Origin of the sequence: Neobacillus drentensis (genome assembly GCF_036965645.1) — a bacterium.
In the GTDB taxonomy this organism is placed as follows: domain Bacteria; phylum Bacillota; class Bacilli; order Bacillales; family Cytobacillaceae; genus Neobacillus; species Neobacillus drentensis_D.
This window is the reverse complement of the sequence record NZ_JBALPZ010000092.1, coordinates 8,738-22,809: the sequence shown is the minus strand read 5'-3', so window position 1 is coordinate 22,809 and position 14,072 is coordinate 8,738. Positions and strand designations below refer to the sequence as shown.

Below are 14,072 nucleotides of genomic sequence, written 5' to 3'. Positions count from 1 at the left end.
TTATTTAGCATCAAACCAGGTTGGTCCATAGGCATAGTCAACCTTTAAAGGTACTTTTAATTCAAGCGCATTTTCCATGACAGCAGGAACTAATTTCTTCAATGTTTCAATCTCCTCTTCAGGAGCTTCAAAGATTAATTCGTCATGGACTTGTAGCAGGAGTCGTGTTTGAAGACCTTTATCCTTTAAGGCCTCGTCCATATCAATCATCGCTTTTTTGATAATATCAGCGGCGGTTCCCTGGATTGGCGTGTTCATCGCCGTTCTTTCAGCAAAGCTTCGTAAATTAAAATTTCGGGCAGTAATTTCCGGAAGATACCTTCTTCTTTGCATTAAGGTCGTCACATACCCTTTCTGTCTGGCAGAATGAATGATGTCATCCATATATTCTTTAACACCAGGATACGTATGAAGATAACGGTCAATAAACTGGCCTGCTTCTTTCCTGGTAATCCCTAAGGATTGTGAAAGTCCATAATCACTAATTCCATAGACAATCCCAAAGTTTACGGCCTTGGCCTGTCTTCTCATATTAGAAGTTACCTCATCTTCTTCAACATGAAATACTTCCATTGCGGTTTTCGTATGGATATCCATATCATGTTTAAAAGCATCTATCAGTTTTTCATCTCCGGCAATATGGGCTAGTACCCGCAATTCAATCTGCGAATAGTCTGCGGCAAAGATCACCCAGCCCTTTTCAGAAGGAACGAAAGATTGACGAATTTTCCGGCCTTCTTCAAGACGAATCGGGATATTTTGTAAGTTTGGATCAATGGAGCTTAACCGTCCTGTTGCGGTTAACGTTTGCTGATACCTTGTATGAACCTTTTCCGTTTTTTGGTTTATGACTTTCAATAGACCCTCAATATACGTTGATTGCAGTTTGCCAAGCTGGCGGTAAAGAAGGATATATTGGATAATTTCATGATCCTCTGCTAATTTCTCTAATACATCGGCGGAGGTAGAATGACCGGTCTTTGTTTTCTTATACGAATACAAGCCTAATTTTTCAAAAAGGATCACACCTAATTGTTTTGGTGAATTGATGTTAAATTTTTCTCCAGCTAACTCACATATTTTTTCCTCAATTTCAATCAGTCTTGCTGACAGTTCTTTTCCCATCATTTGCAGCCGGTCCTGTTCCACTCTAATCCCAGTTGATTCCATATCCGCTAAGATAAAGGATAGCGGCATTTCTAGTTCTTTGAATAATTCGTACTGTTCATTTTCCCTTAATTCATCTTCGAGTTTATCTCTTAACTCAGACATAGCAAGGCTTTTTCGAACCAGATGTTCGGCAAGCTTTTCATTTTCAGGAACCTTCCGCTTCGCCCCTTTTCCATAAAAGGAGTCATCTGATTGAACTGTATGAATTGGATATCTTTTTGCAATCGCGGCTAAGTCTTCAATATTTTCCGATGGGTTAACCAAATAAGCGGCCATTAGAATATCAAATTCTATTCCTGTTAAATGAATACCGTATCTTCGCAAAGAAACCTCAGAACGTTTGGCATCATATACAATTTTCTTTTTCTGCTCATCTTCTGCCCACTTTTTAAAGACGTCTGATTTTAATGCCATCTCTGTCGGCAAATAATAATGACCTGTTTCATTGACAATTGAAAAACCAATAATATCAGCAAAATGATAATTATCATCAAGCATTTCAACATAGAAATAATTGTGTTCAGCTAAGAGATCATCCGTAATTTTTTCTGGAATTACGTAATCAATATCCTCAAGGACTTGTTCTACTGTTTCAATGGGTTCATCTCCTAGCTTTTCTAGTAGGGAGTTAAAGCCTAATTCTTTAAACAAGCTGAATAGTTTTTCTCTCGTATAGCCTTCATAAGCTATTCTTTCTAAGTCGACTTCCACCGGCGCTTGCCGTTCAATCGTCGCCAGTTCTTTACTCATGATAGCTTGTTCCTTAAATTCAGCTAATTTTTCCTTCAACTTGTTCCCGCTTACCTGATCAATGGAGTCTAATAAGTTTTCCAGGGTGGAGAATTCTTTAAGAAGCTTAATGGCGGTCTTTTCACCTACCCCTGGTACCCCAGGGATATTATCAGAGGCATCTCCCATTAACCCTTTCATATCAATGATTTGCTCCGGAATCAGGCCGTACTTTTCAGCGACATGCTCAGGTGTATACTCCTCAATATCGGTTATTCCCTTTCTTGTTATGCCAACAGTGGTGATAGGAGAGGATAGCTGCGTTAAATCTTTATCTCCAGAGATGACTTTTACCTCATAACCATTCTTTTCAGCCGTCAGCGAAAGCGTACCAATTATATCGTCAGCTTCGTAATTTTCTAGCTCATATCTTGATATCCCATAAGCATCCAACAGGTCTCGAATGAACGGGAACTGCTCTGACAGCTCAGGCGGTGTCTTTTGCCGGCCGCCTTTATACTCGCCAAAGGTTTTATGCCGAAACGTGGTTTTCCCTGCATCAAATGCAACTAGCATATGGGTCGGCTTTTCATCCTCCAATATTTTCATTAACATCATGGTAAAACCATAAACGGCATTTGTATGTATTCCTTTGTCATTATTAAGTAAAGGGAGAGCAAAAAAGGCGCGATAAGCAATACTGTTCCCATCTATCAGAACAAGCTTTTTCTTTTCCATTACCTTTCACCATCTTTCAAATTCATTTCTTTTGGCAGTTCAATGATAAATTCACTGCCTTCACCCAATTTACTCTTCACACTTATGCTCCCTTGATGGGCTTCTATTAGGTGTTTCACAATAGCTAAGCCGAGGCCTGTTCCACCAGAGTTCCGGCTTCTCGCTCGGTCAACACGGTAAAACCGTTCAAATATCCGGGGAATATCTTCTTTACTAATACCCACTCCCGTATCTTTGATAGAAATGCGTACCATTTCATCACTGTCAAGCAGGTATATACTCACCTTCCCATTAACCGGCGTATACGTAATAGCATTGTTGATAAGATTGATAAACACTTGCTTTAAGCGATCGAAATCCCCTTTTATATAGGCATGATTCTGTTTAGATTGAAACTCGAGCTGAATGTTCTTCGTATCTGCTTTCCCATCCAAAAGTTTTAGAACATCTTGAAGGATGGAATATAAATTAATCATTTGAATATTTAATTGAAAGCCTTGCTGTTCAATTTTTGAAAGGTCCAATAGATCTTGAATTAGAGTCTGCAGACGGTCGCTTTCTTTTAAGATGATTGAGAGAAACGATTGAAGCGTTTCTTTGTTATTCATCGCACCATCTAGGAGAGTTTCTGTAAATCCCTTTATCGAGGTGACTGGTGTTTTTAATTCATGAGAAACATTGGCGACAAAATCCTTGCGCATTTGTTCAAGTTTCTTGATTTCGGAAATATCGTGGAATACAAGCAAAACTCCCTTCCAGACATTATTAGCACCGATAATTGGAACACCATAAACGATAAAATACTTCCTTTCGATCTGTAAAGGTAAATGTAATTGTTTACTTACCTTTTGTTCCGTACGAAATACCTCCGCAATAAGCTGACAAATCTCCTCATAATCAACTACTTCATAATATTGTTTATTTAGATATTCACTTGGATTAATATGAAAAATGTCAATAAAGCCCTTGTTGACTAAATTAATATACCCTCTGCTGTCTATAAGGATTAATCCAGCTCCCATATTTTCAATCAAAGCGCTCAGGCGGTCCTGCTGAATATCTCGAACTTTGGTGAGTTCCTGAAGATTCTCTGCCAGCATGTTTATCGAAGAACCTAATATTCCCGTATCATCTAACCGGCTTACTTTTGTACGAGCACGATAGTTCCCGTGCGCAAGCTCGATTGCCACTTCGGTTGCTGCTTTAATTGGTTTTGTGTATCTAGTAGTAATCTTGAAAACAAGAAGCAGCGTGACAATGACTGCTGTCCCAAAGCCAGCAGATAATACCCACCAGATTTCCACCTTAATCTTGTTATTCAGGGCATCTAAAAAGTTGTATTTAAAGAACTGTCCAAGCAATATTCCTAATCCTATTAATACAACCACGATTAAACTGATTAGTGCAACAAAAGCCCTCGATCGGAATTTAATCATTCTTCTTTCGGCTCCTCCAGTTTATAGCCTAAGCCGCGCATTGTTTTTATATAATCAGGCTTCTTTGTATCTTTTTCAATCTTTTCGCGAAGGTGTGAAATGTGAACATCAACAATCCTAGTATCGCCTGCAAAGTCATAATTCCAAACAGAACTGAGCAATTGATCCCTAGTTAATACACGCCCCTTATTTCGTCCAAGATAAAGGAGCAATTCAAATTCCTTTAATGTTAATTCCAATTGCTTTTCTTTGAAAAAAGCTTCATATTTCCCTGGGAAAATGGTTAATTTCCCAATTTGGATTTGCTCTTCTGTTTCATCATTTTCTGGGGCTGCTTCGGTCTGCATTTGGGTTCTTCTTAAAATAGCCTTGACCCGGGCGATGACCTCTCTCGGACTAAAAGGCTTAACCATATAATCATCTGCACCAAGCTCGAGTCCTATAATTTTATCTAGCTCATCGTCTTTTGCCGTTAACATCAGGATTGGGGTCATAATATTTTGTTGACGCAGTTGTTTACAAACATCCATTCCATCTAATCTTGGCAGCATTAGATCTAATACTATAATATCAGGTGACTCCGATTCGGCTAATTGTTTCCCTTCTGCTCCATCCATTGCGGTTACAACCTCAAATCCTGCCTGCTCTAAATTATATTGAAGTAAGGTCACGATTGATTGTTCATCATCGACAACTAGTACTTTATTCTTCATACAATAACCCCCATTTTACTAGATACCCTCATTATATCTATAAGGAATAAGGATTATCTAGTTTTATAGGCTGAACTCAATATTTGTTAAATAAGACCGCTTTCATGTAAAAAAATTTACAAAGAATTCACAATTCTCGCTAGTTTCGCGATTTTTGTTTTATACAATAGTATTTGTAAAAGAAAAGATGTCTAATATGAAAAAAAATTCGGAGACCCCATTGAGATCTCCGAAACAACTATCATTAAACTAAAACTTGCATTACATTACGGACAGATTCTACTGATTTATCCAATGCCGCCTTCTCTTCAGCAGTTAGTTCTAGTTCAATTACCTTTTCAATACCGTTTGCACCAAGGATAGTTGGTACGCCAAGATAAATTCCGTCATAGCCGAATTCGCCTTCAAGGTAGGCAATGGATGGTAATATACGGCGTTGGTCTTTAAGAATAGCTTCACACATTTCAACTAAAGAAGCAGCTGGTGCGTAGTAAGCACTTCCATTACCAAGAAGGTTAACAATTTCGCCGCCGCCTTTTCTAGTACGCTCTACAATTGAATCTAAACGATCTTTAGGAACCAATGTTTCTAATGGAATTCCGCCAGCATAGGAGTAGCGCACAAGTGGAACCATATCGTCACCATGGCCGCCAAGAACGAAACCTGTAACATCTTTTACAGACACATTTAATTCTTGAGCAACAAATGTACGGAACCTAGCAGTGTCAAGAACACCAGATTGACCAATTACACGATTTTTTGGGAAACCAGACTCCTTAAATACCGTGTAAGTCATTGCGTCCACTGGGTTAGTTAAAACAACAATGGTGCAGTTTGGAGAATATTTAACGATTTCTTGTGTAACACTTTTCATCACTTTTTGGTTTGTTTGCACTAAATCATCACGGCTCATGCCTGGCTTACGTGCAATACCAGCTGTAATCACAACAATATCAGAATCACGTGTGTCCTCATAGTTAGATGTACCGGTAATGTTAGCATCAAAGCCTTGAACAGGACTGGCTTCAAGCATATCTAATGCTTTACCTTTTGTAGGGTTTTCCATGGGAGCAATATCAACTAGAACAACATCTCCAAGTTCCTTTTGAGCAAGTAAAAACGCAGTTGTAGCACCTGTAAAACCGCCGCCGATTACAGAAATCTTTTTACGTTTTAATGACATTTTAAGCTCTCCCCTTTGAAACGTATTGTTTTTTAAACCTTACATATGCAGGCAGGGGCTGTTGTAACAACAGCCCCTGTTCCTGATCAAGCATTTAGAGAACAAGGTCCGTTAAGAAATACATGTGCTTATCGCCAGTGTGATTATTCCATGTTCTTAATAAGTTCGTCACCGAACTCAGATGTTCTCACTTCAGTTGCACCTTCCATCAAACGAGCAAAATCATAGGTTACAACTTTAGATGCAATTGTTTTTTCTACTGAATTAATAACCATAGTTGCTGCCTCATTCCAACCTAAGTGCTCAAGTAATAGCACACCTGATAAAATAACTGAAGACGGATTTACTTTATCTAGGCCAGCGTATTTAGGTGCAGTACCATGTGTTGCTTCAAAAATTGCGTGTCCAGTTTCATAGTTGATGTTAGCTCCAGGAGCAATACCAATTCCACCAACTTGAGCTGCTAGTGCGTCAGAAATATAGTCACCGTTTAGGTTTAACGTTGCAACAACATCAAACTCACGAGGACGAGTAAGGATTTGTTGTAAGAAAATATCGGCAATCGCATCTTTTACGATGATTTTACCAGCAGCTTCAGCATCAGCTTGTGCTTTGTTCGCAGCATCTGTACCTTGTTCTGCTTTAATGCGGTCATATTGCGCCCAAGTGAACACCTTATCACCGAATTCTTTTTCTGCAAGTGCATAGCCCCAGTTTTTAAATGCTCCCTCAGTGAATTTCATGATATTCCCTTTGTGCACAAGTGTAACAGACTTACGGCCTTCTTTAATGGCATAGTTAATTGCCGCACGAACTAGACGGTTAGTTCCTTCTTCAGAAACTGGCTTAATGCCAATACCAGAAGTTTCAGGGAATCTAATTTTGTTAACACCTAATTCATTTTGTAAGAAGTTGATAACCTTCTTTGCAGCTTCAGATCCTTTTTCATACTCGATACCAGCATAGATATCTTCGGTATTTTCACGGAAGATTACCATATCAGTATCCTCTGGACGCTTAACTGGGGAAGGAACACCTTCAAACCATCTTACTGGACGTAAGCATACAAATAAATCTAACTCTTGACGCAGCGCAACGTTTAAGGAACGAATTCCTCCGCCTACAGGAGTTGTTAAAGGACCTTTGATTGCAATCAGGTACTCATTGATTACATCAAGTGTTTCTTTAGGAAGCCACTCACCAGTTTGATTAAAAGCTTTTTCTCCAGCAAGAACTTCCTTCCATACGATTTTACGCTCGCCTTTATAGGCTTTTTCTACTGCTGCATTTAGAACTCTCTCGGAAGCGGCCCAAATATCAGGTCCAATGCCGTCCCCCTCAATAAATGGAATAATAGGATTGTTTGGTACATTTAGAACTCCGTTAGTTACTGTGATTTTTTCACCTTGCATTGTGTAATTCTCCCTCCTGGTATGTATAAAGACTTTAAACTTTGTTCGTGATCTATCAAAAGACTGAATCAAAGGTTAGAGAGTTAATCCTCTAACCTTTATTAATTCAATACTATTGAATCAATTTTTTGGAAAAAAGTAAAATGTTAACCTCTTTGATTAATTGGCACATATTTTTGCATGCCAGGACCGGTATATTCCGCACGTGGACGAATTAAACGGTTATTTTCATATTGCTCTAAGATATGGGCTAACCAGCCTGATACACGGCTTACAGCAAAGATAGGTGTCATTAAATCATGATCAATTCCTAGGCTGTGATAGACAGAAGCAGAATAGAAATCCACATTTGGCGGTAATTTCTTTTCACCTGTTACAATGGCTTCAATCTGAACAGACATATCATACCAGTGTGGTGCACCAGTTAACTCAGTTAACTTCTTAGACATTTCTTTCAGATGCTTGGCACGAGGATCCCCTTTACGGTATACCCTGTGGCCAAAGCCCATGATTTTTTCTTTGTTGGCAAGCTTGCCGCGGACATATGGCTCAACGTTTTCGAGTGTGCTAATTTCAGTCAGCATTTTCATTACTGCTTCGTTTGCGCCGCCATGAAGAGGTCCTTTTAAGGCACCAATGGCAGATGTGATCCCTGAATAAACATCAGACAGTGTTGCGACACACACGCGGGCCGTAAAGGTAGATGCATTTAATTCATGATCCGCATGTAACACCAATGCTTTATTCATAGCTTCTTCCGCAATTGGCTCCGGTTCTTTACCAGTTAACATATATAAAAAGTTAGCGGCAAAGCTTAGATCTTTTCTTGGCGCCACTGGTTCAAGTCCTTTTCTAACACGAGCGAAAGTAGTTACAATGGCAGGCATTTTTGCTTGCAGACGAACAGCTTTTCGATAGTTCGCTTCATCGTCCATTAAGTCTGCTTCGTCATCGTATAAGCCTAATAATGAAACGGCTGAACGAAGGGCTGCCATTGGATGTACCTTCTCAATTGGATACATCTTAAAGTGCTGGATGACTTCTTCTGGAAGTGCTGAGCTTTCAGCAAGTTGTGTTTTTAACTCTGCTAATTCTTCTGCATTTGGTAAACGACGGTGCCATAATAAATAAATTACCTCTTCAAAACTAGCATTTACTGCTAAGTCATCAATGTCATAGCCAACATATGTCAGTGTGTCATCAATAATAGAGCTTATCGAAGATGTTGTTGCCACTACCCCTTCAAGACCGCGTGTTACTGTCATAGCTAAATCTCTCCTCACATTCTAAATTTCCCCATCTTTCTAAAAAAACCATCTGCTGACCTAAACCTTCACAAAGAATAAAGCCAGCTCATAATTACAATTATGCCTATTAAGACAGTTATATTTTCCTTAAGGCAAAAATACTTATACAACTGAAAGCAATGAACAGGTTTCAGTTGAGTTAAAAGCTTGAAATATATGGTGTTTGACTTAATCAAATGACGCCTGAATTTTTTCTTGCCTGCTATTGACTGAGCGATTGCTCGGAATCAATCCAAGAATGTGTTTCTAACAATCATTTAAAAATAATTTTACACATTTGTATATAGTTTATGTAAATAAGGATACGCTTACAAGCTTATTATAAACAATTATCAGATTTTTGTGAATGAAAAGACACCGAAAAAAACAAAAAAAATATTATTCCACAAAAAATCTAGCTGAAATATCCAAATATTTTCATGGCAGTGTAGGCAATACCTGCACCAATCAGAGGGCCTACTGCTACACCTTTAAAGATAGAAACAGACAGAATCGTCCCTAGTACTAATGCGGTTGTAATCTGAGGGTCATCGGCCAAAAGTTTGACGCCCCCCTTAGCAAGTAGTGCCACTAACATCCCAGAAACAAGAGCAATCCAAGCATATGGTGACTTAAAAGAAGAAGTTAAATCTTTAAAACCGATATCCCCGCTGGCAATTGGGGCCAAAACAGCAATCGTAATCAGCGTGACACCCCAGTTAATTCCCTTTGACTGAATAAAGGAAAATGATTTCGACTCTATCCCACCCACTTTTAATAATAATAAGACAGCTATAGCAATCATCAAAGAACTATTTTTCGCAATGAACCCGATTACGAGTAAAAGAAGGAGGAATAATAGTGACTCGCTGAGCATTTTCTCACCAATCCTTTCCAAATTATCGTACCATACTATTTATTGACAGTTTGATATAACGTTTTTCATTTTTTCTATTTATATCTAATGAAACTTTTTCTCAGGTAGTTCGTAATATTTTTAGAGAATATATATTCTGGAAAATTATGCAGTTTCAATCATAAAATGGTAAACTGAAATTACTATTCATCCTTTAGGAGGGCTGCTTTTGGAGCTTAAATATATATACCGGACCATACGATTTTTGCTCGTAATCGGCGGTGTGTGTTTAGCGTTGTACCTTTTTTATTTTTTGTCAAAAGTCACTTATCCATTTTTAATAGGTCTTATCATTGCCTTTTTGATTAACCCCTTAGTCGACCTCCTTGAGAAAAAGGCAAAGATGCCCCGGGTTCTAGCCGTCCTGCTATCCCTAATTGTCATATTTGCTTTTTGTGCAGGACTAATTACGCTTTTAATCGCAGAGATTGTCTCTGGAGCTGCCTACTTGGCTGCAGTGGTTCCTGAACATCTAGATACCCTGATTAATTATCTTGAGGATTATTTTACAGCCCAAATTATTCCCTTATACAACCAATTAACAAGTGTATTCAATAAACTGGAAGCAGGCCAGCAGGACACGATTATTGGTAATATCCAAAATGTAGGGGCAAAAATCGGCTCTACAGTTGGGACATTTATTAAAAATCTATTCGGAAATATTCCTAATATCCTTTCTTGGTTTCCCAACGCTGCTACTGTCCTGATTTTCTCTCTATTAGCAACCTTTTTTATCAGTAAAGATTGGTATCACTTGACAGCAATGGGCGGCAGAATATTGCCGCAAAAAGCAAAAACAAGTGGTAAAACCGTCTTTGTAGACTTAAAGAAGGCGTTATTCGGTTTTATTAAAGCACAACTAACCCTTATTTCAATCACAACGGTCATTATCTTAATCGGCTTGCTAATCCTAAGAGTAGATTATGCGATCACGATTGCGTTAGCAACAGGTATTGTTGATATTATCCCCTACTTAGGAACAGGTATTGTCTTTGTACCATGGATCATTTATTCCTCCATAAGCGGTGATATGGGGCTGGCGATTGGTTTAGGTGTTCTTTATATTATCGTCCTCGTACAACGTCAAATCATGGAGCCAAAAATCCTCTCATCTAGTATCGGCTTGGATCCATTAGCTACCCTTATCGCCTTATTTGTCGGCTTTAAACTAATCGGATTTTTAGGCCTAATCGTTGGTCCAGTGACCCTTGTAATCATTAGTACACTTTATCGCGCAAACGTTTTTCATGATGTCTGGTCCTATATTAAAGGGAAAGAAATTTAACTGTCTGCGAATTTAAAGGAAATTATAAAAAACGTCAGCTCCAAAAGGATGCTGACGTTTTTTGGCTTTAATCACTTATTTTTTTCCTCGTTTATTTGAACATTCGACATTAAAGGACACTTGCGTGGCCGTTGTAGACAATACCTCTTGCTGCATCAACTGTAATTTCTTGTCCATCTCTAAATAACTCTAGAGCACGTTCTACTCCAACAATAACAGGAATGCTTAAGTTAAGACCAACTACTGCTGCATGGCTGGTTAACCCACCTTCTGTAGTAATTACAGCAGCACACTTTTCAAGAGCAGGCATCATATCACGGTCAGTTCCGAGTGTAACGAGAATGGATCCAGTCTTCACTTTATCCAATGCTTCCTTTGCATCATGCGCAACCACAACTTTACCAAAAGCCGAACGACGTCCAATTCCTTGGGCCTTGATAATGATGTCCCCAACCACATGAATCTTCATTAAGTTGGTTGTGCCTGCTTCCCCAACTGGTACGCCAGCAGTAATGACAACTAAATCACCATGTTTAACAATACCACTTTCTAGACTTGATTCAACTGCTGTATCTAACATTTCATCCGTAGTCGTTGAAGTTCTGCCAAGTTGTGGATAAACACCCCAAACTAGCTGTAAACGACGAACAGTTGTTTCATTTGCAGTCACGGCAACAATCGCTGCTTTTGGACGATATTTAGAAATCATTCTGGCAGTATGGCCACTCTCGGTTGGTGTAATAATTGATCTAACCTCAAGATTTAATGCGGTATGGGCTACAGATTGACCAATCGCATCCGTAAGATTGTGCTCAGTGTCCTTGCTGCGGCTTGATAAGATTTCTTTATGATCCAAGGCTTGTTCTGCTCTTGAAGCAATGTTATGCATCGTTTGTACAGCTTCTACAGGGTACTGTCCTGCAGCTGTTTCACCAGATAGCATAATTGCATCCGTACCATCAAAAATGGCATTGGCAACGTCACTAGCTTCCGCACGAGTTGGTCTAGGGTTGCGCTGCATAGAATCAAGCATTTGCGTTGCTGTAATAACTGGTTTTGCTAGTGCATTACACTTTTTAATTAACATTTTTTGCACAAGAGGCACTTCTTCAGCGGGAATTTCTACACCAAGGTCTCCACGGGCAACCATTAAACCATCTGATATTTCAAGAATTTCATCAATGTTATCTACGCCTTCTTGATTCTCAATTTTTGGTATAATTTGAATATGTGCAGCATTATTATCTTCCAAGAGTTGACGTATTTCTAATACATCTTTTGCACGGCGTACGAACGATGCAGCGATAAAATCGATTCCCTGCTCAATTCCAAATAGGATGTCATTTGTATCCTTTTCCGTAATCCCTGGCAAATTAACCGACACACCTGGAACGTTAACACCTTTTTTATTCTTTAATGTACCGCTGTTTAATATTTTTGTATGAATTTCTTTTTCAGCTTGATTGATTTCAATAACTTCAAGACCGATTAATCCATCGTCTAAAAGAATTTTAGAACCTACATGTACATCTTCAATTAATCCAGGGTATGTAACAGAAAATTTCTCAGTAGTTCCTTCTACTTCTATCATGGATACAATAATATTTTTGCCTGCTTCAAGCTCAATTGCCCCGTTTTGCATGTTATTTGTCCGAATTTCAGGTCCTTTAGTATCGAGCAATATAGCTACGGTCTTTCCAGTTTGCTTCGCAGCTTCACGGATATTTTTGATTCTTGCCCCATGCTCTTCAAAATCGCCATGAGAAAAGTTTAAACGGGCAACATTCATACCCGAATTAATTAATTGAGTTAATTTTTCAACTGATTCGCTTGCCGGTCCAATCGTACAAACAATTTTTGTTTTTCGTTGCATGCTTTTTTCCTCCTATTTTAGAAAAGACAAACTCTAATTCCTATATTGATAATTCCTTAGATAACCTAAATAATTCAAGGTCAAGCGTATGTTTTTTCTCTAAGGCTTCAATAATATCGTAGTCAACAAGCTTATTATTTTCAATTCCTACGGCACGTCCGCCTTTTCCATCAATTAGTAATTCAACTGCACGTGCTCCAAGCCTGCTGGCAAGGACCCTGTCTGCTACGGTCGGTGAACCGCCGCGCTGGATATGCCCCAATACCGATACTCTTGTATCAAATGTTGTGGTCTCTTTAAGCTGGCGGGCAAATTCATAGCCACTGCAAACTCCTTCAGCCACGACAATAATACTGTGTTTTTTACCGCGTTCATGACCACTGCGCAGCCTTTCAGCCACTTCTTTCATGTCATAATTTTCTTCTGGGATCAAAATGGTTTCCGCACCGCCTGCAAGTCCAGCCCACAGTGCTATATCTCCAGCATTACGTCCCATTACTTCAATAACAAATGTTCTTTCATGGGATGTTGCCGTATCACGAATTTTGTCAATTGCATTAATTACAGTATTGAGAGCAGTATCAAAGCCAATGGTCAATTCTGTTCCTGGAATATCATTGTCGATCGTTCCAGGTACACCAACACAGGGATACCCTTGCTGGGTTAAGGCTCTTGCGCCACGGTAGGAACCGTCACCCCCGATTACAACAAGTCCTTCAATTCCATGGGCACGAAGCTGCTCAATTCCTTGTTGCTGCACTTCTTTATTTGCAAATTCCGGCAGGCGGGCAGACTGAAGCATCGTACCTCCACGGTGAATGATGTCACCAACAGAACCAAGCTCTAGTTTTTTTATATTCCCGCTAACTAATCCTGCGTAGCCTCCGTAAATACCATAAACTTCTACATTATGAAAGATTGCCTTACGAACTACCGCACGTATGGCAGGATTCATCCCTGGAGAATCTCCCCCACTTGTAAGAACACCTATTTTTTTCATGTTTATCACCTCAATAATCAATTTGAACGTATGTACATTTTGTTAGTAAATAAATGAATTTAAGCCACACTTCATAGTACTTTATTATTATTAACATAAAGCTCTCGAATATTTATAAAATAACACGAAGAAAACGTGTTAACAACCGATTCATATTAGTAATTATAATAGACGGAATAGTTAGTAAACTGGTAGCGTTTTATTTTAATTTGGAACCGTTATCATTAACAGTTTTATGGATTTTCAGTGAAAAAATTGTGAACTTAAAAAGAAGGCTGTTTTAATCTTGGATGTTGATTTCCGCTCCAGGCGCTCAGCAAACCCGCGGGCG

The 14,072-nt window shown here is 39.0% G+C and carries 10 protein-coding genes; 1 reads left to right on the top strand and 9 read right to left on the bottom strand.

Features of this window, described 5'->3' with window-relative positions:
• The 7 genes from polA to V7266_RS17955 all read right to left on the bottom strand — a co-directional run bounded on the left by polA (position 1) and on the right by V7266_RS17955 (position 9,544).
• Complete coding sequence (polA, locus tag V7266_RS17985; protein WP_335469634.1) at positions 1-2,637, bottom strand: DNA polymerase I; 2,637 nt, start codon at positions 2,635-2,637, stop codon at positions 1-3.
• Positions 2,637-4,073, bottom strand: a complete 1,437-nt coding sequence (pnpS, locus tag V7266_RS17980; RefSeq protein ID WP_335469633.1) for a two-component system histidine kinase PnpS — start codon at positions 4,071-4,073, stop codon at positions 2,637-2,639. The genes polA and pnpS overlap by 1 nt, the downstream gene beginning before the upstream one ends.
• On the bottom strand, positions 4,070-4,786 hold the full coding sequence (locus V7266_RS17975) for a response regulator transcription factor (protein WP_335469632.1): 717 nt from the start codon (positions 4,784-4,786) through the stop codon (positions 4,070-4,072). The genes pnpS and V7266_RS17975 overlap by 4 nt, the downstream gene beginning before the upstream one ends.
• 244 nt (positions 4,787-5,030) lie before the next feature.
• The gene (gene mdh / locus V7266_RS17970; RefSeq protein WP_335469631.1) at positions 5,031-5,969 is read right to left on the bottom strand and encodes a malate dehydrogenase; all 939 of its coding nucleotides are present in this window, start codon (positions 5,967-5,969) and stop codon (positions 5,031-5,033) included.
• Positions 5,970-6,112: 143 nt separating this feature from the next.
• A complete protein-coding gene (icd, locus tag V7266_RS17965; RefSeq protein ID WP_335469629.1) occupies positions 6,113-7,381 on the bottom strand; it encodes an NADP-dependent isocitrate dehydrogenase in 1,269 nt (422 codons plus the stop codon).
• Between the two features lie 146 nt (positions 7,382-7,527).
• Complete coding sequence (gene citZ, locus V7266_RS17960; RefSeq protein WP_335469627.1) at positions 7,528-8,646, bottom strand: citrate synthase; 1,119 nt, start codon at positions 8,644-8,646, stop codon at positions 7,528-7,530.
• Positions 8,647-9,082: 436 nt separating this feature from the next.
• On the bottom strand, positions 9,083-9,544 hold the full coding sequence (locus tag V7266_RS17955; protein WP_335469626.1) for a DUF441 domain-containing protein: 462 nt from the start codon (positions 9,542-9,544) through the stop codon (positions 9,083-9,085).
• 208 nt (positions 9,545-9,752) lie between these two features.
• Here V7266_RS17955 and ytvI point away from each other — a divergent pair, with 208 nt between their 5' ends.
• Positions 9,753-10,868, top strand: coding sequence for a sporulation integral membrane protein YtvI (gene ytvI, locus V7266_RS17950; RefSeq protein WP_335469624.1), 1,116 nt, complete (start codon positions 9,753-9,755; stop codon positions 10,866-10,868).
• A gap of 109 nt (positions 10,869-10,977) precedes the next feature.
• Here the strand turns inward: ytvI and pyk are convergent, their stop codons facing one another.
• Positions 10,978-12,741, bottom strand: a complete 1,764-nt coding sequence (gene pyk, locus V7266_RS17945; RefSeq protein WP_335469623.1) for a pyruvate kinase — start codon at positions 12,739-12,741, stop codon at positions 10,978-10,980.
• Between the two features lie 40 nt (positions 12,742-12,781).
• Positions 12,782-13,741, bottom strand: a complete 960-nt coding sequence (pfkA, locus tag V7266_RS17940; RefSeq protein ID WP_335469622.1) for a 6-phosphofructokinase — start codon at positions 13,739-13,741, stop codon at positions 12,782-12,784.
• Positions 13,742-14,072 lie beyond the last annotated feature (331 nt).